Here is a 16,132-nt window from a genome sequence, read left to right on the forward strand (position 1 = left end):
TATGAAAAAAAATACGGGATTTACCCTGATTGAGCTAATGGTTGTCGTCATGATTATCGCTATTTTTGCAGCAATTGCGATTCCATCTTATCAAGCCCAAATTCGTCGTGCAGATACCGCAGCAGTACAGCAGGAATTGTTAAAACTTGCTGGACAATTAGAAAGATATAAAAGCCAGAATTTTTCTTATCATGGTTTTGATCCTAAATACTTATATGGACAATCCTTAGCAATGAGTAGTGTAGATTTTCCAAGCAGTACCAATAAAAAGTACACGATTACTTTAGTCGATATTAGTGAAACAGGACGCACTACTTTATTAGCGAGTAGTGCTGGATTAGGCCAAAGATGGGCTATTAGCGCAATACCAGAAACGACTGGGTATGATGCGCTGTTAGTTACCAGTACAGGGATTAAATGTAAATCTAAGTATTTAGTGGCAAATGATCTAACTAATATCAACAATTACACAGGGTGTGCTACAAATGCTGAAAAATGGTAGTCATCAAGGATTTACCTTAATTGAGCTGATGATTGTGGTGGTGATCATTGCCATTTTGGCAGCAATTGCTTATCCGTCTTATACCCAATATAAAATTCGTACTAACCGTACTGATGTACAAGCTGAGATGCTGCGTATTAATCAACGATTACAAAGCTATAAAGTGGTTAATCATAGTTTTAATAATGCTACTTTAGATAATGGTACAGCATTACAAAGTTATCCTTTAACAGGAACTGCTTTTTATACTGTAACTTTAGCCATTGATGCTGATAATCAGGGATATTTACTCAAAGCTACTCCAATTATTACATCTATACAAAATGGTAATGGTGAGGTCTGCGTAAATCAGGATCAACAGCGCTATTGGTTTAAAGGTGGAATCTGCTCATCAGCAAACTTGTCAAATACTTCAAATTGGGATGGACGCTAAATTAAATTCAAAACTGCGGATAACTCAAAATTTAATCTTTCTTTCATGGTGAAAATCACGTAGAATGTTGCCCTCTATGAAAGGGGTTTGAAGTGTTGCCGATGGTCGGCGCAGGGATAATCCGTAAGAATTATAAGGCTTTTATCATGGTTGTTATTCGTTTAGCACGTGGCGGCGCAAAAAAACGTCCATTCTATCAAATCGTTGTGACTGATAGCCGCAATGCACGTGATGGTCGTTTCATCGAGCGTATCGGTTTCTTTAACCCGACTGCACAAGGTCAAGCAGAAAAACTTCGTTTAGATGCAGACCGTTTTGCTCACTGGGTTTCTCAAGGTGCTCAACCTTCTGAACGTGTTGCTTCTTTAGCTGCTCAAGCTAAAAAAGCTACTGCATAATTTTTTTGTAGTAGGTAACCCATGACATCAACACAGAATGTTCCCGAAGATCGTATTCAGATTGGACAGTTACGTTCAGCTTATGGATTGAATGGGTGGCTCTGGGTGTATTCAAATACAGAACCTATGAGCAATATGTTTGACTACCTGCCTTGGTACATTGAGACCAAGGCCGGTTGGCAAACAATAGATGTAAAACGTTGGAAACCACATGGCAAAGGTTTAGTTGTTGCTTTGAAAGGTGTGAGTGATCGCACTGGAGCAGAAAACTTGGTTGGCGCTAATATCTGGGTTGCTAAGTCTCAACTGCCAAAAGCAGATGTAGATGAGTACTACTGGTCAGATTTAAAAGGCTTAACAGTGTTAGGTCTGGATGATGAAGAACAGGAAGTAAACTTAGGTAAAATTCATGAGTTGTTTGAAACTGGAGCCAATGATGTAATGGTGGTACATGCTACCCCAGACAGTATTGATTCAGAAGAACGCATGATTCCTTGGCATAAAGATGTAGTACAACGTGTTGATCTTGAAGCTGGTCGTATTTACGTCAATTGGGGCGTAGATTATTAATCCTTTTAGGATTAATACAGCAGGAAAATAGAGGAGTCTGTGATGTTTTTTGCAGTCATTACGCTTTTTCCTGAAATGTTTGAAGCGATTACAGCCTACGGCATCAGCGGACGTGCGGCAAAACGAGATATTGTGCAAGTTACTTGTATTAATCCTCGTGATTTTGCCGAGGGAAACTACAGAAGAGTGGATGAACGTCCATTTGGTGGTGGCCCTGGAATGGTGATGATGGCTGAGCCTTTGGCGAAAGCAATTGCACATGCCAAACAGCTTGCCTCACAAGCAGGACATGTTCATGTTCCTGTGGTGTATATGTCTCCACAAGGCAAAACCTTAAATGAACAGGCAGTACAGCAGTTTGTTGATTACGACGGCTTAATTGTACTGTGTGGACGTTATGAAGGAGTGGATGAACGTTTGATCCAGCAATATGTTGATCAGGAATGGTCAATTGGTGATTATGTTTTATCTGGTGGTGAACTGCCCGCTATGGTGTTACTTGACAGTATTATTCGCCGTTTGCCGAATGTAATGTCAGATGAACAGTCAGCAGTACAAGATTCTTTTGTTGATGGTCTTTTAGATTGTCCACAATATACAAAGCCAGACCATTTTGAGGGGCTGGATGTACCAGAAGTTTTAAAATCTGGACATCATGGCAATATCGAAAAATGGCGCTTTTTGCAGCGGTATCAACGAACTTTAGAACGTCGACCAGAGTTGGCTGAAAAAGTAGAGTTGAATAAGCAGCAGAAAAAATGGCTAAAAGATGCAAAAGGGAATGGTAGTACTTCTTAACCGCTATTCTCAGGAACGAAAGTTCTGCAAAAATACGAGAAGCAATGCTTCGAGTTAAAGCATGATTCTATTTAATTAATAGTTTTATGTATATTCTAAGGCTCTTTATAGACATATTGTCATAAAGGGAAAGATAAACGGGTTGATATGCGTTTTAGCCTCTATCCCCAGCGGAACCTCAGACCTCTTCTGACTCCGCACATATTGGAGATTCCCACAATGAGTGGTAAACATCCTTTAGTTCAAATTATTGAAAATGCACAGTTAAAAACTGATATTCCTGCTTTTGCTCCTGGTGACACTGTTATTGTCCAAGTTAAAGTAAAAGAAGGTGAGCGTGAGCGTCTTCAGGCATTTGAAGGTGTTGTAATCGCGAAGAAAAACCGTGGTTTAAACTCTGCATTTACAGTTCGTAAAATTTCTAGCGGTGTTGGTGTTGAGCGTGTATTCCAAACTCACTCTCCAATCGTTGCTAAAATCGAAGTGAAACGTCGTGGTGACGTTCGTCGTGCTAAACTTTACTACCTCCGTGACTTGTCTGGTAAAGCTGCACGTATTCGTGAAAAATTACCAGCTCGTAAAGCGTAAGCTTATACCGAGTAAAAAAATGCGCCTTTTGGCGCATTTTTTGTTTAAAAATTATAGTCCTTGAAGTTTTAATCGGTTTGCATGTTGACGGTAAACCGAGACAGGATCTGAAGCAAAAATAGAGCGTATCCCAAGCACTTGGTTCACCTCATCTAAATGATTCCAGTTGTAATCATCACGAATGGTTTTACCAAATTTGGCGCTGCATCGTGAAACAAGCCCATCATTATCACCAAACGGATCGACTACTAGACTACTGCCTGTAAGGGCAATATCAAATGGATCTAATGGATTTGTTAAAGCTTTATTTCCAGAGAAAGAATACATATAAATGCCCTTCTCTTGATATGCCCCCTCACCACAAGAAGTAGTTGGCATACCCATAGGAAATTGAGTATTAAACTGAGCTGAACCTTTAGTTGATAAGCTATGAGCACCTGCTAAAGAGTCATGCGGATAGCTTGTCGGATCTAGACCTCCTGCCCAAGTAATGGCTGCTGAAAACCAGTTTACTAAAGTTGCCACGCCTGCTAGAGGAGTACCCTCAACATTCAGAATGACATCTGCCATTGGTGATCCCTTGTGAGGTGCGCCAATCGTCGTGAGTGATGCCACTTTTTCTGGCATGATACCAGCCACATAGCGAACTGTTGGCCCCCCGTGGCTATGACCGATTAAATTGACTTTGGGCTTACCGGTAATGGCAATAATCTCTTCAACTTGCTGTGCAAGTTGTTCTCCACGCACTTCTGTTGAGTTAAATGGTGAGACTCTTGTTGCCCAGACATTTCCTCCATTACGGGCAAGATCAGGAAGAATTTGGTACCAATAATCAAGACCAAGCGTATCTGTTCCAACTCGGCTAAAGCCTGCCATACCGTGGTTAAAAACCAGTGGGTATTTTGTTTGTGCGTAAGATGAATATACGAACGAGCTTTTAACTTGTTCAGCATTTGTTGCATGGGCCACTGAAATACTCAGTCCTGAGAGCATTGCAGCGCAGAAAAACATTAACTTCCTTTTCATTTTTTACTCACTATTTTTATTTTGTATGAAAAGCAGCTTCTTGCTGCTAGTAAATGTTAGCCAGTTCCCAAAAAGGAAAGGCTTAGTAATTAAATGGTAGTTCACCTCCCTGATCATGGACCGTTTCAAAAGTTCGAAGTCTTAGTTGTTCTTGTGATGAATTGAATTGTTGTTGGCGTAACTGCTGAATCGCTTGGTTTTTGGCACTATCGCTCATGTTACTTTTAATAATTTCATCTCGACCATCGAGGTAACTTGTGACCCTTTGTTGCCAAGCATTCCGTTGAGTATCTAAAGTTTCTAATCTTTGAGTTGCCTCGGCTCCAACAAGTGCTGTACGCATCTGCCGAAGTTCTTCTGCTGAACCATTGCGTGCTTTAATTTGTTTGGTTAGCGTATGTAAATCATCAAGTTTGGAGAGTTCTTGTAGGTTTTGTTGCCAGTCTTCTGGAAGTTCTTCAAAACGCTCTTTAAGCTTTCGTGCTTTTTCAATTTCGCTTAAAGAAGAGTCCTCAAGTATTTGCATTCGATCTAGCGTATAGTTCTGATAGATATCTTCGCTAGAGAAGAGTCCTTCAATTTCAGAAGCAGAAAAGAAGCGTTTTCTTATATCTTGGATCGAGTTAAAAATCTTTTGAAAATAATTTTTATCTTGTTGTTTTGCTGAAGGTGCTTGGATTTGAGCAAGCTGTTCACGATATTTTAAATAACGAGTCCATAAGCCCATAATCTGTGAGCGAGCTGGCTCTAGATATTGTCCTTGAATAAATTTCCCAAAGTGAGTTTTGATTTGTTCTAAATCATTTTCCCCATATTGGGTAATAAAATATTCAAAGCAGTCACGGGTTTGACTATTCACGACCAAATGTTGAGAACTATCAATTTTTAACTGACAGTTAACTTCGGTGTCTTGCTGACTTTTACTATGGTACGCATCTTCGTTTAGCGACGAATGATGTGTATGAGGAGATGATGCTAAGTTTTGAGCTTTATTTTCACTCATCTGAGCTGATGTGTTTTTTGAGTCAGGACTTAACCAATATACACATGCAATGAGGCCCAAAATAAAAAATCCGAGCACACACCACAATACCTTCTTCTGCATCCCTTGCATAAAGATATCTTCCTTAAGTTTTAATTTGTTGTTTTTTTACTCGATTATTAATGTGCCATAAAATAAGTGAAAAGGCACCTAAATATTGTGAAAATATCTTGCCGAATTTGCTAACATGTCGGCACTTTTTTCTAGCTTTGTGTTCCAGTAAAAATGACGACAAAAAATCAAAAAATTTCTCGTCGCCATATCAGTGGTGTATTTCTATTAAATAAACCATTAGGGCTCAGTTCAAATGCGGCTTTGCAAAAAGTGCGTTGGTTATATCGCGCCCAAAAAGCAGGTCATACTGGAGCTTTAGATCCTTTGGCGACAGGGTTGCTTCCTATTTGTTTAGGAGAGGCCACCAAGTTCTCACATTATTTGCTGGACTCAACAAAGCGCTACCAAACCACTGTTCGGTTGGGGCAAACCACAACGACAGGTGATGTGGAAGGGGAGATTCTACAAGAACGCCCTATTCCTGTTCTGAACCGAGAGCTTATTGAACAAACCTTAGAAAAATTTAGAGGTGATATTCAACAAATTCCGCCAATGTACTCGGCTTTGAAAAAAGAAGGCAGGCCGTTATATGAGCTTGCTCGAAAAGGTATTGAGATTGAGCGTGAAGCACGTCCAATCACGATTTATGCTTTGGAGCTCATTGAATTTACCGAAAATAGTATCACTCTGGATGTAACTTGTTCTAAAGGAACATACATTCGGGTATTGGGTGAAGATATTGGCGAAGCACTTGGCTGTGGTGGGCATTTAACGATGCTAAACCGGACTCAAACTGGACATTTTGAGCTTATTCCGAGTTATACAATTGAATATCTGGAAAGTCTGACAGAAGAGCAAAGAGAAGCTTTGTTACTTCCAGTTTATGCTCCCGTTGACCATTTCTTAAAAATTCAGGTTCCAGAAGGGCGTGAAAAATATTTTTGCAACGGTTTAGAAAGCAATATTGAGCATTCTGCAGAAGCAGAAGTTTTAGTTTTTTCGGAAGAGCGCTGTCTAGGCCTAGCCGAGATTACCGATAAAAAACGGTTGGTACCTAAACGTATCTTAAATTTGTAGTAAATGTAGAGTATAGAGCATGGGTATGGAATGGGATGTTATCCTGAGTTTGATCTTTTTTGCATTTACTGCGGGAGCAATTGATGCTGCTGTTGGGGGCGGCGGACTTATCCAGATTCCAGGCCTTATGAGTACTTTCCCGACCATGCAGACTGCAACGGTGATTGGTACTAATAAGCTTTCTTCAATTTTTGGTACAGCATCGGCTGCTTATACTTTTGCGAAAAGAGTGAAGTTGCAATGGAAGCTTTTAGCAGTCATTGCCATTTGTGCTTTGATTAGCTCTTTTGCTGGTGCTGCTTGTTTATCCTTAATTCCTCAATCTGTATTGCGTCCTTTCATATTTGTGATGTTGATTGTGATAGCAGTTTATACCTTGGTTAAAAAGAACTTTGGACAGGTTCATACTGAACAAAAAATTACTAACAAAATGCTAATTTTGGCAGGGATTGGTAGTTTGGCGATTGGTTTTTACGACGGAATTTTTGGGCCGGGAACGGGAAGTTTCTTTATCTTTTTCTTTATCCGCTTTTTACAAGTCGACTTCTTGCATGCTTCTGCCTTATCCAAAATTGGTAATTTTATGACCAACTTGGCAGCATTGAGTTTCTTCATTCCGACAGGACACGCTATTTTGCACATTGGCTTAATGATGGCAGTCGCGAATGTATTGGGTTCTATTGTTGGGGTGCGTACCGCGCTTAAATACGGTAGTGGTTTTGTCCGTATTATCTTTTTAATTTTAGTCAGTGTTTTAATTTGCCGTTTGGGCTATCAAATGTTTGTAACAGGCTAAATATTTCGAAAAGTATGAACTGATTAGGAGGCGAAGTTCATACTTTTATGTGAGCATTTAAAATCATAAATATAAAAATAATTACAGAAGTTTACTAGAAAGAAAACTGTGTAAAAAATAGTCTCATTTTAAGCTACTTAAACATTATAAATTTCAACGTATGATAAGCCTTGAAATAAAAAAGATTTTTTAGCTAAAAAATGAGGAAGAGAATGAATATTTTCGAAGCATTAAGAGAAAGCCATGAAAATCAACGAAACCTTTCTGAACAATTAGTTCAGACACATGGTTTAACCGAAGAAAGAAAAGAATTATTTGATGCATTAAAAAATGAACTTTATGCTCACTCTGTTGCCGAAGACCGTTATTTATATATCCCTTTAATGTTTGATGATGTTGGTTTAGATATTACGAGACATGCTTTATCTGAGCACCATGAAATGGATGAGTTGGTCGAACAGCTCGAAAAAACAGATATGAGTAGCCCAAGCTGGTTAGCAACCGCCAAACAGTTGAGTGAAAAAGTCCATCATCATTTAAAGGAAGAAGAGCATAAGTTTTTTCAACAGGCGGGAAAAATTCTTAAAGACAGTGAAAAAGAAACGCTGGGTAATAAATATTTAAAGGAATATAAAAAGTATAAAAAGCAGCAATAGGATTTAACTATGCTACTTTTTTAGTACTTCTTAAAGTAACCCCAATCGACGCTAGCATTACACAAGCTAAAGCTACCCATTGCAGCATGCTGATTTCTTCGTGAAGTAATAAGAAACCCGTTAATGCTGCCAATGCGGGTGCTAAACTCGTGAGTGTACCGTAAGTTAATTTATTAAGTTGTTTGAGTGCCATCAAATCAAGAGCGTATGGAATAGCGGTCGCTAAAATAGCAATGAGTAATGCTTTACCCCAGTACTGCGTTTCAAGTAATGCGGGAGCATTATGCCAGATGCCAATTGGTAGTAAGGTCAGTGCAGATAATCCAATTCCGATAGTTAAAGCATGCATACCGATATTCTGGGTCACAACTTTCTGACCAAAATAAATATAGAAGGCCCAGCAAAATCCAGCACCTAGCGCACATGCCGCACCTACATAGGAAAAGTGGTGTTGCGTTGGGTCTTGCCAAGGTACCATCAGCGCAATACCTAACATCGCAAGTGCGACCCAAATGTAGTCACTCTTTTGTTTAATAGAAAGTAGAGCAAGACCTAATGGTCCAATAAATTCTAAGCCAACTGCGATGCCTTGAGGTAATTTTCCAAGCGACGTATAAAATAAAATATTCATGAGACCTAAAGATGCGCAGTACATCAATAAATCACGCCATTTTAAATAGGGTAAACGCGACCAGATTTTCCACGAACGGAACATGATAGCGACAATAACCGTTGCAAAGCTCAGCCTTAAAATTGTAACGGTCAGAGGGTCTAATATTGCAATGAGCTGCTTAGCAAATGAAGCACTGATTTGATATGAGACCATCGACAGAATCATATAGAGCACAGCAATAATGGGAATATTCTGCATGGAAAATACCCGAGGGCCTCATCTAATATTACTTAAAATAACAATGTTCAATTATAGCGAATACCATGTTCCAACTCGCAGATTGAGTCGATTTAACTGACTGTTTTTTCACGTTCCTGACGTGCTTTTTGGGTGGTTATGGTACAACCAACGGAAGCTGCAATAATTGTTGCAAGTGCTAGCCATTGATTCCATAACAAATATTCACCTAAAAAGATAAAGCCAGAAAGTGCAGCAACTGCGGGTTCTAGGCTCATCAATGTTCCAAAACTTAACGGCGTTAAATTACGTAGTGCTAGCATTTCTAAAGAGAATGGTAAGGCACTGGCTAAAATTGCTAAGCCAATAAAATAAAAAAGATAGGGGAGCTCTATAACTTGGCCCATTGACCCTGAAAAAAAAGTAATCGGCAGTAATACACATGCCCCTACAGTCATTCCTAAACACACTGTGTGGTTACCTGAAATGCCAGAAGGTTTTTGACCCGCAATAATATAAAGCGCCCAACATGCACCCGCACTAACCGCAAATAATACTCCGATCCAATCCAGACTATGAGCCTGATTGAAAGGGAAAAGTAAAATGAGACCAATAATTGCGAAACTGACCCAGACAAAATCATATTTTTGGCGTGCATGATATAGGGCCACACTTAAGGGACCAATAAATTCAAAAGCAACTGCAATACCAATCGGTAAGCGTTCAATCGACAGGTAAAAAAGTGCATTCATTCCTGCAAGAGCAAATCCATAAGCCAAGATTGCTTTCCAACGAACCTGACTAAAATTAATTCGCCAAATTTGGAAAATAAAGGCAAGAATCATTGCACCTAAACATAGGCGCATTGCGGAGACAGTGAGCACAGGAAAGTTCTGAAACAGAATTTTAGCTAAAGATGCACTGCTTTGTACGCTTAGCATAGCGAGAATGAGAAAGCCCAAAGCATGTAGCTGAGATTTCTGGTTCGAACTGGACATTTTATTATTTGATCGATTGGTATACTTTTCACATGATAATGTAAATGCCCATAAAAAAGCCACAGACAATGCTGTGGCTTTTAAATTTACAGTTCGTATTAGAACAATACGCGCACGCGAATTGTACCTTCAACTTCATGCAACATATCTAAAGCTTCATGAGAAGCAGAAGCGTCAACGTCCATTACGAGGTAACCGATGTCACCTTTAGTCATGAGTGATTGACCAGAAATGTTGATGCCTTGTTCAGCAAACAAGTTGTTGATTTTAGACAATACGCCCGGTACGTTTTTGTGGATGTGCAATAAACGGTGTTGGCCAGCAGTAAGTGGTAACGCGATTTCTGGGAAGTTCACCGCAGAAAGCGTCATACCCTTGTCAGAGTAAGCAACAAATTTCTCTGCAACTTCTAAACCGATGTTTGCTTGCGCTTCCATGGTTGAACCGCCAACGTGAGGAGTTAAAATCACATTGTCTAAGCCACGAAGTGGAGAAACAAACTCTTCACCATTTGCTTTTGGTTCTTTAGGAAATACGTCAACTGCTGCACCAGCAATATGACCAGATTTGATTGCATCTGCTAAATCTTCAATTACTACACATGTACCACGTGCAGCATTTAGGAAGATTGCGCCTTCTTTCATTTTTGCAAATTGTGCTTTAGTGAAGAAGTTGCGTGTAGATGGAACATCAGGCACATGTAATGTAACTACATCAGCAGTCGCTAAGAGTTCGTCTAACGAACCAACTTGGCGAGCATTACCCATTGGTAATTTAGTCACTGCATCGTAATAAATCACATGCATACCTAAGCTTTCAGCAAGAACAGAAAGCTGAGAACCGATGGAACCGTAACCTACAATACCTAAAGTTTTGCCACGAGTTTCGAAAGAACCGACAGCAGACTTATCCCAACCACCACGATGACAAGCCGCTGACTTTTCAGGAACACGGCGAAGAAGAAGAATCGTTTGAGCAAGTACAAGTTCTGCAACCGAACGCGTATTTGAATACGGTGCGTTAAATACAGGAATACCACGTGCCATTGCTGCTTTAAGATCAACTTGGTTTGTTCCGATACAGAAACAGCCCACTGCGATCAATTTATTTGCAGCTTCGAAAATTTCTTCAGTCAATTGGGTACGCGAACGAATACCAATAAAGTGAGCATCTTTAACAGCTTCTTTTAGCGCTTCGCCTTCAAGAGCAGTTTTACGATAGTCAATATTGGTGTAACCCGCAGCGTTTAAAGTATCGACTGCGTTTTGGTGAACGCCTTCTAACAAAAGGAAACGGATTTTATCTTTAGGTAGTGAAAGATGTTGGCTCATTACGGCTCCGCTACAAAGGCCAAATTTGGTGGCGCTATCATAACATAATGGGCGGTGCTATAGATATTTCGTTTACGCCATCATCTTATGGCAATTTTATCTATATCTAATCACTTCTGTTTATGGCTTGTTGACAGTTTTAAAATGTGCTTGTCATTTGAACTTAAAAAATATTGATGCTTTGACGGTTCATAAGTCATTTATGAAGGTTAAACATGTTTTGTAGTGGCAGTATCTCTATTCTGAACTTTATCGCTTGTGCGGTTACATGTAGAATATAGCTTATGGCTTTGCTCAGTGGAAAACTCTGAGAAATATTACGCCATAGTCCCACCACAGTTTACTTCTTGCTAGGTCTGCAAACGATGAATGCTCCAGTCGCTTTAACACCTGAGTTACTTACCCAATTAACGGCAATCGTCGGTGAAAACCGTATTAAAACCGATGCTGATAGTCTCGAAAACTGGGGTAAAGATCATACTAAGCATTTTAATCCGAACCCATCGGTCATCGTTTTTCCATCGACCACGGAGCAAGTTCAAGCTGTTGTGAAGCTTGCGAACCAGTTTAATATCGCAATTACCCCTTCAGGCGGCCGTACTGGTCTCTCTGCTGGTGCTGTAGCAACGAATGGTGAAATTGTCATTAGCATGGACAAGATGAACCAGATTCTTGAATTCTTTCCAGCAGATCGTATGGTTCGAGTGCAAGCTGGTGTTGTGACTGAACAATTGCAGAATTATGCTGAAGAACAGGGTATGTATTATCCGGTTGACTTTGCGTCAGCGGGTTCTAGCCAGATTGGCGGTAATATCGGAACCAATGCCGGTGGTATTAAAGTCATTAAATACGGCATGACACGTAATTGGGTGCTTGGTTTAACCGTTGTCACTGGTAAAGGTGATATTTTACGTTTAAACAAAGGCATGGTTAAAAATGCAACTGGTTATGCATTACAGCACTTGTTTATTGGTGGCGAAGGCACATTAGGTTTAGTGACTGAAGCGGAAATTAAACTTGAGCGTCAACCGCAAAACTTACAAGTTTTAGTTTTAGGTGTTCCTGATTTTGATGCAGTAATGCCTGTCTTACATGCTTTCCAAAAAGATATCGACTTGACTGCATTTGAGTTCTTTGGTGAACTTGCAATGCAAAAAGTTTTAGATCATGGACATGTACAACGCCCATTTGAAACTCAATGTCCGTTCTATGTATTACTTGAGTTTGAAGCACCATATGAGCCGATTCTCGATAAAGCAATGGAAATTTTCGAGCATTGTATGGAGCAGGGTTGGGTACTTGATGGTGTAATGAGCCAGAGCCTAGACCAAGTAGAAAGCTTGTGGCGCTTACGCGAGGATATTTCTGAATCAATCGCGCCGTTCACTCCATATAAAAATGATATTTCAGTATTAATTACTCACGTACCTGCATTTATTCGTGAGATTGATACAATTGTTCAAGAGAACTATCCTGACTTTGAAATTTGCTGGTTTGGTCATATTGGTGACGGTAACTTGCACTTAAATATTTTAAAACCTGAAAACTTAACCAAAGATGAGTTCTTTGCGAAGTGTCAGGTCGTCAATAAATATGTGTTCGATACCGTGAAAAAATATGATGGTTCAATCTCTGCCGAGCATGGCGTAGGCATGACGAAAAAACCGTATTTGGAATATTCACGTTCGCCTGAAGAAATTGAATATATGAAAGCTTTGAAGAAAGTATTCGACCCGAATGGTTTGATGAATCCAGGTAAATTATTTGATCTTTAATGCCTGATTAGACAAAAGAATCTCTGTTAAAAGCGTATCGAAAGATGCGCTTTTTTTAAATCTATTATTTTTTATAAGCTTTCCAACCCGTCAAAATATGATAAATCAGCGGTAAAAGACAAAGAGCAAAGAAGCTACAAAGTCCAATGGCCCACACAGGCAAATTACGTGGATTAGCTAAGAAAAAATAGGCAAAAATAGAATAAGACAACATTGCAAACATCGCCGTTGTAGCTAACGGAAGCACCACTCTAAAAATTAAAATGCTAGCAAAGGTTTTATAGGGTTCCATGTCGCGCTTTAGACTATAGGCAATAATCATGAGCAACACATAACCTAAAATAAACAGCATAAATAAAGCGGCTGCAAACAATAGAATTGTTCGCCAGCTTTTTTCTTGTGCGGTGTGATCACCAGATTCATAAACAACAGTAATATGTTCACCAACTATAGGTACATCACCAGAGAGAACTGAATTATCTAAAGTTAGAGTTCTGTTTTGATTATCTTTAAATTGAACCTGAGCAGTATGCATGAGTGTTTTAGTTTTATATTTACGCCCATTTGAGTCGGTACGTTCAGTATCGACCCATTCAGAAGTATAACTCACTACAGTTGCATCGTAAGTTGGTTTGGTTACTAAGCCGTAGACTGCTTGAGAAACCCAATAAGTAAATGGGAAAAATAAAGCACTAGTACTAAAAACCACGGCAAATAAATAAGCAAATTCAAACTTACTACTTTTACGATTTTTAGCTAAACGCTTGACCCAAAACTTGGTGAGTACAAATGACCAAATCATCAAAACTGCAACGACCACCAAGAAAACTTGCCCCGCATAAGTCAGTTGCATAACGATCCTATTTGTTATGTGCAATAGAAATTAATTTTATCAAACGATTGTCATTAAAGTTACGTGAGCAAGAACAATTATTTGGTCTGTAAAAGAGTAGCCATCCTTAGAACTACATAGTTTCTACAGAGTAACCGAGCAAGGCATAGCATCATAAAGCTATGCCTTTTGTTTTTTGGTGATAAAAATGCAACGTTTATTTTTAATTTCAGCTCTCTGTGCTGGACTTTTCACTGGGTGTGCGACAACCAGTAAATTCATACCTTTTGTGGGTTCAGAAACCCCAATGCAACAAGTACTCAAAGCTCAACCTGAGATTGCAAAAGAGCACAATAATACCTCAGTTCAGCAAGTGTTTAACCGTGTGGAATCACCAACTGTTTCTCGTATTACTGTCATTCAAACAGGTTTAATGGACGATTCTGTTTCTGCAATCCGAACAGAATATGCATTTAAATTGGTTGATGAAAAGTGGCAATTGCAAAATAAGCAAAAGAGCTATCAATGTGCGAGAGGTAAAGGCTCTAGAGGTTTCCAAACACAACTTTGTTCTTAAGCAAAAAAAAGACGATAAATATATCGTCTTTTTTTATGGGCTAAATTATACGCCACTTTCTAAAATTTTAATTTTCACATCAATTACATCATCTTTAACTGCTGCATGATGGGCTTGCATATGAGGTGTAGCCAAATGTGCTTCAAGATGGGTAACGCTTGCCCATTTTTCTAACATCACAATCGTATCGGGCTCTTTGGTTTGGAAACTGGCATTTGATATATGATCAATCAAAGGCTCATAGCCATGGCAACCATCTTCTGCTAAAACAGTTGGAATGATTTTTTGAAATGCATCCAATACGTTTTGGCGATGCTGTCCACCCGATTTAGTACGAATTTCCGCAATAATAGTAAGCATGGATTTTTCCTTATTAAGCTGCTGCAAATACAGAATTTAAGTGGGTTTTATATTCTTCAACATAACTATCAACGTCAGGCATTTTAATCACATCATTGACAATAAAAGTCGGAAGTGTGCTCATGCCTAAGAACTGATTCGCTTTATGAAATGGTAAATAAACACCATCAACACCTACCCCATGGAAAAACTGATCTGCATCATCAAATGCTTCCATTGGTGCATTCCATGTTAATGACAACATATATTTTTTGTCATGAATTAAACCGCCTGAACCGTATTTTTTTGATGTATCGGAACGGCTACGACCATCGTTTGCATAGAGTGAACCGTGACCCACAGTAAATACGTCATCAATATATTTTTTTACAGTCCAAGGAGCACCCATCCACCATCCCGGCATTTGATAGATCACCACGTCAGCCCATAAGAATTTTTCAACTTCATTTTCTGCATCGTAATCGCTATCGGCACGGGTCACTTGAACTTCATGTCCGAGTTCAGTGAGGTGTGAGGTTGCCAGTGTGGTTAATGTGTCATTTAATTCACCATTTGAATGTGCAAATTGTTTGGCGCCGTTAATGACTAAAATCTTACTCATGGGAGTTACTCTAATTAAATTCCTAAATTTGAAATCTACTCTACGGAATTTACTCTTATAGAAAAATGCATGAATTGGAAAAATATTCTTGATTAAAAATCAACAATTAAATAGGAATTCGAATTGTGAAATAAATTTAGATGAATAATATCAATAACTTTAATCTTATTTTACAAAGTGCTACGGAAAAACTTGTTGGTGAGCTTTAGCATTAAGTTTGAGTAGAGCTAAGAGATTACATATGAAAAAAATGAGTTTGCTGATTGTTTGTAGCTTAGCAGTGCTAACAGCTTGTGCTCCAGCTAAAAATTCTTCTGCTCAACTTGCTGATAGCCCGATTCAAGCAGTATTACTTGATCAACCAGATCTTCTAAATGATGCAAGTAATTTAGACATTTCACAGCAAATGAATGCTGCCGATGATCCCTCTAATGCTCAAGTTACTATTTTACAGATAGATCCTAGCGAAGATGCGATAACAAAAGTTCGTACGGAATATTTATTAAAGCGAGACCAGCAAGTCTGGAAAATTGTGAATAAAAAGCAAACTTATCAATGTACGAAAGGGCAGGAAACCCCAGATTTCCAAGTTAATCCTTGTCCTTAATGATTAATTTTTATTATAGATGTGGATAACTTTAAGGTTATTCACAATAAAAAAGCGTGACTATGGGTAAAAAAATAAGATTTAAACTTCTTATAATTGTCCGATTGCTGAGCAATTCAAAAAATGCTATTGTTGCGCTCGGTAATTATGCCAACTGGTAAAAATTATCAAATCTCACGCCATATAATTTTTCTATTCTTAGACACCCTGTGAATACGGTGTTTCACATTCTAAACATGCACTCTCACGGCATATAAAAAC

Annotated in this window: 20 protein-coding genes; 12 read left to right on the plus strand and 8 right to left on the minus strand. The window is 39.0% G+C overall.

Going from position 1 to position 16,132, the window contains the following annotated elements; genetic code table 11:
- Window position 1 precedes the first annotated feature (1 nt).
- From AC07M3_RS08235 to rplS, 6 genes are all read left to right on the plus strand, one after another.
- On the plus strand, window positions 2-502 hold the full coding sequence (locus tag AC07M3_RS08235; RefSeq protein ID WP_494566977.1) for a type IV pilin protein: 501 nt from the start codon (window positions 2-4) through the stop codon (window positions 500-502).
- Window positions 486-935, plus strand: a complete 450-nt coding sequence (locus AC07M3_RS08240; protein WP_494566976.1) for a type IV pilin protein — start codon at window positions 486-488, stop codon at window positions 933-935. The genes AC07M3_RS08235 and AC07M3_RS08240 overlap by 17 nt, the downstream gene beginning before the upstream one ends.
- A gap of 146 nt (window positions 936-1,081) precedes the next feature.
- The gene (rpsP, locus tag AC07M3_RS08245; RefSeq protein ID WP_000260334.1) at window positions 1,082-1,333 is read left to right on the plus strand and encodes a 30S ribosomal protein S16; all 252 of its coding nucleotides are present in this window, start codon (window positions 1,082-1,084) and stop codon (window positions 1,331-1,333) included.
- A 21-nt stretch (window positions 1,334-1,354) separates the two neighbouring features.
- Complete coding sequence (gene rimM / locus AC07M3_RS08250; protein WP_003653772.1) at window positions 1,355-1,903, plus strand: ribosome maturation factor RimM; 549 nt, start codon at window positions 1,355-1,357, stop codon at window positions 1,901-1,903.
- A gap of 42 nt (window positions 1,904-1,945) precedes the next feature.
- Window positions 1,946-2,701: a tRNA (guanosine(37)-N1)-methyltransferase TrmD gene (trmD, locus tag AC07M3_RS08255; RefSeq protein ID WP_494566975.1), complete on the plus strand. Its 756-nt coding sequence runs from the start codon at window positions 1,946-1,948 to the stop codon at window positions 2,699-2,701.
- A gap of 219 nt (window positions 2,702-2,920) precedes the next feature.
- Entirely contained in the window at window positions 2,921-3,289 is a 369-nt protein-coding gene (rplS, locus tag AC07M3_RS08260; RefSeq protein ID WP_003653770.1) for a 50S ribosomal protein L19, read from the plus strand.
- A 51-nt stretch (window positions 3,290-3,340) separates the two neighbouring features.
- On the opposite strand, the gene AC07M3_RS08265 is transcribed toward rplS, so the two are convergent.
- Complete coding sequence (locus tag AC07M3_RS08265) at window positions 3,341-4,282, minus strand: lipase family alpha/beta hydrolase (protein WP_209734529.1); 942 nt, start codon at window positions 4,280-4,282, stop codon at window positions 3,341-3,343.
- 115 nt (window positions 4,283-4,397) lie between these two features.
- Window positions 4,398-5,429: a lipase secretion chaperone gene (locus tag AC07M3_RS08270; protein ID WP_494566974.1), complete on the minus strand. Its 1,032-nt coding sequence runs from the start codon at window positions 5,427-5,429 to the stop codon at window positions 4,398-4,400.
- Between the two features lie 153 nt (window positions 5,430-5,582).
- Between AC07M3_RS08270 and truB the strand changes: the two genes are divergently transcribed.
- The 3 genes from truB to AC07M3_RS08285 all read left to right on the plus strand — a co-directional run bounded on the left by truB (window position 5,583) and on the right by AC07M3_RS08285 (window position 7,940).
- Window positions 5,583-6,488 (plus strand): tRNA pseudouridine(55) synthase TruB, encoded by a 906-nt coding sequence (gene truB, locus AC07M3_RS08275; protein WP_494566973.1) that lies wholly within the window; start codon window positions 5,583-5,585, stop codon window positions 6,486-6,488.
- Window positions 6,489-6,507: 19 nt separating this feature from the next.
- Window positions 6,508-7,284 (plus strand): sulfite exporter TauE/SafE family protein, encoded by a 777-nt coding sequence (locus AC07M3_RS08280; RefSeq protein ID WP_133747429.1) that lies wholly within the window; start codon window positions 6,508-6,510, stop codon window positions 7,282-7,284.
- Window positions 7,285-7,496: 212 nt separating this feature from the next.
- A complete protein-coding gene (locus AC07M3_RS08285) occupies window positions 7,497-7,940 on the plus strand; it encodes a hemerythrin domain-containing protein (protein ID WP_003653765.1) in 444 nt (147 codons plus the stop codon).
- Between the two features lie 7 nt (window positions 7,941-7,947).
- Here the strand turns inward: AC07M3_RS08285 and AC07M3_RS08290 are convergent, their stop codons facing one another.
- The 3 genes from AC07M3_RS08290 to serA all read right to left on the minus strand — a co-directional run bounded on the left by AC07M3_RS08290 (window position 7,948) and on the right by serA (window position 11,119).
- Complete coding sequence (locus tag AC07M3_RS08290; protein WP_005038341.1) at window positions 7,948-8,811, minus strand: EamA family transporter; 864 nt, start codon at window positions 8,809-8,811, stop codon at window positions 7,948-7,950.
- A 92-nt stretch (window positions 8,812-8,903) separates the two neighbouring features.
- Window positions 8,904-9,788 (minus strand): EamA family transporter, encoded by an 885-nt coding sequence (locus AC07M3_RS08295; protein WP_198078151.1) that lies wholly within the window; start codon window positions 9,786-9,788, stop codon window positions 8,904-8,906.
- Window positions 9,789-9,886: 98 nt separating this feature from the next.
- A complete protein-coding gene (gene serA / locus AC07M3_RS08300; RefSeq protein ID WP_042895382.1) occupies window positions 9,887-11,119 on the minus strand; it encodes a phosphoglycerate dehydrogenase in 1,233 nt (410 codons plus the stop codon).
- Window positions 11,120-11,484: 365 nt separating this feature from the next.
- Here serA and AC07M3_RS08305 point away from each other — a divergent pair, with 365 nt between their 5' ends.
- A complete protein-coding gene (locus AC07M3_RS08305; protein WP_375037622.1) occupies window positions 11,485-12,894 on the plus strand; it encodes an FAD-binding oxidoreductase in 1,410 nt (469 codons plus the stop codon).
- 64 nt (window positions 12,895-12,958) lie between these two features.
- Here the strand turns inward: AC07M3_RS08305 and AC07M3_RS08310 are convergent, their stop codons facing one another.
- Window positions 12,959-13,747, minus strand: coding sequence for a xanthine permease (locus AC07M3_RS08310; protein WP_494566972.1), 789 nt, complete (start codon window positions 13,745-13,747; stop codon window positions 12,959-12,961).
- Window positions 13,748-13,934: 187 nt separating this feature from the next.
- Between AC07M3_RS08310 and AC07M3_RS08315 the strand changes: the two genes are divergently transcribed.
- Window positions 13,935-14,303, plus strand: coding sequence for a hypothetical protein (locus AC07M3_RS08315; RefSeq protein WP_209734346.1), 369 nt, complete (start codon window positions 13,935-13,937; stop codon window positions 14,301-14,303).
- Between the two features lie 45 nt (window positions 14,304-14,348).
- Here the strand turns inward: AC07M3_RS08315 and AC07M3_RS08320 are convergent, their stop codons facing one another.
- Window positions 14,349-14,663: a putative quinol monooxygenase gene (locus tag AC07M3_RS08320; RefSeq protein ID WP_494566971.1), complete on the minus strand. Its 315-nt coding sequence runs from the start codon at window positions 14,661-14,663 to the stop codon at window positions 14,349-14,351.
- A 13-nt stretch (window positions 14,664-14,676) separates the two neighbouring features.
- Window positions 14,677-15,264, minus strand: coding sequence for an NAD(P)H-dependent oxidoreductase (locus AC07M3_RS08325; protein WP_494566970.1), 588 nt, complete (start codon window positions 15,262-15,264; stop codon window positions 14,677-14,679).
- Between the two features lie 241 nt (window positions 15,265-15,505).
- On the opposite strand from AC07M3_RS08325, the gene AC07M3_RS08330 reads away from it, so the two are divergent.
- On the plus strand, window positions 15,506-15,871 hold the full coding sequence (locus tag AC07M3_RS08330) for a hypothetical protein (protein WP_494566969.1): 366 nt from the start codon (window positions 15,506-15,508) through the stop codon (window positions 15,869-15,871).
- The last annotated feature ends 261 nt before the right edge of the window (window positions 15,872-16,132 follow it).

The organism is Acinetobacter sp. GW821-FHT09D10 (assembly GCF_059416285.1).

What these genes read in the sequence shown, in the direction of transcription:
- AC07M3_RS08305 (WP_375037622.1), top strand. Translation starts at nt 11,485, where the DNA reads ATGAATGCTCCAGTCGCTTTAACACCTGAGTTACTTACCCAATTAACG.
- AC07M3_RS08325 (WP_494566970.1), bottom strand. Translation starts at nt 15,264, where the DNA reads ATGAGTAAGATTTTAGTCATTAACGGCGCCAAACAATTTGCACATTCA.
- trmD (WP_494566975.1), top strand. Translation starts at nt 1,946, where the DNA reads ATGTTTTTTGCAGTCATTACGCTTTTTCCTGAAATGTTTGAAGCGATT.
- AC07M3_RS08315 (WP_209734346.1), top strand. Translation starts at nt 13,935, where the DNA reads ATGCAACGTTTATTTTTAATTTCAGCTCTCTGTGCTGGACTTTTCACT.
- AC07M3_RS08270 (WP_494566974.1), bottom strand. Translation starts at nt 5,429, where the DNA reads ATGCAAGGGATGCAGAAGAAGGTATTGTGGTGTGTGCTCGGATTTTTT.
- rplS (WP_003653770.1), top strand. Translation starts at nt 2,921, where the DNA reads ATGAGTGGTAAACATCCTTTAGTTCAAATTATTGAAAATGCACAGTTA.
- AC07M3_RS08290 (WP_005038341.1), bottom strand. Translation starts at nt 8,811, where the DNA reads ATGCAGAATATTCCCATTATTGCTGTGCTCTATATGATTCTGTCGATG.
- serA (WP_042895382.1), bottom strand. Translation starts at nt 11,119, where the DNA reads ATGAGCCAACATCTTTCACTACCTAAAGATAAAATCCGTTTCCTTTTG.
- rimM (WP_003653772.1), top strand. Translation starts at nt 1,355, where the DNA reads ATGACATCAACACAGAATGTTCCCGAAGATCGTATTCAGATTGGACAG.
- truB (WP_494566973.1), top strand. Translation starts at nt 5,583, where the DNA reads ATGACGACAAAAAATCAAAAAATTTCTCGTCGCCATATCAGTGGTGTA.
- AC07M3_RS08235 (WP_494566977.1), top strand. Translation starts at nt 2, where the DNA reads ATGAAAAAAAATACGGGATTTACCCTGATTGAGCTAATGGTTGTCGTC.
- AC07M3_RS08265 (WP_209734529.1), bottom strand. Translation starts at nt 4,282, where the DNA reads ATGCTCTCAGGACTGAGTATTTCAGTGGCCCATGCAACAAATGCTGAA.
- rpsP (WP_000260334.1), top strand. Translation starts at nt 1,082, where the DNA reads ATGGTTGTTATTCGTTTAGCACGTGGCGGCGCAAAAAAACGTCCATTC.
- AC07M3_RS08280 (WP_133747429.1), top strand. Translation starts at nt 6,508, where the DNA reads ATGGGTATGGAATGGGATGTTATCCTGAGTTTGATCTTTTTTGCATTT.
- AC07M3_RS08285 (WP_003653765.1), top strand. Translation starts at nt 7,497, where the DNA reads ATGAATATTTTCGAAGCATTAAGAGAAAGCCATGAAAATCAACGAAAC.
- AC07M3_RS08330 (WP_494566969.1), top strand. Translation starts at nt 15,506, where the DNA reads ATGAAAAAAATGAGTTTGCTGATTGTTTGTAGCTTAGCAGTGCTAACA.
- AC07M3_RS08295 (WP_198078151.1), bottom strand. Translation starts at nt 9,788, where the DNA reads ATGTCCAGTTCGAACCAGAAATCTCAGCTACATGCTTTGGGCTTTCTC.
- AC07M3_RS08320 (WP_494566971.1), bottom strand. Translation starts at nt 14,663, where the DNA reads ATGCTTACTATTATTGCGGAAATTCGTACTAAATCGGGTGGACAGCAT.
- AC07M3_RS08310 (WP_494566972.1), bottom strand. Translation starts at nt 13,747, where the DNA reads ATGCAACTGACTTATGCGGGGCAAGTTTTCTTGGTGGTCGTTGCAGTT.
- AC07M3_RS08240 (WP_494566976.1), top strand. Translation starts at nt 486, where the DNA reads ATGCTGAAAAATGGTAGTCATCAAGGATTTACCTTAATTGAGCTGATG.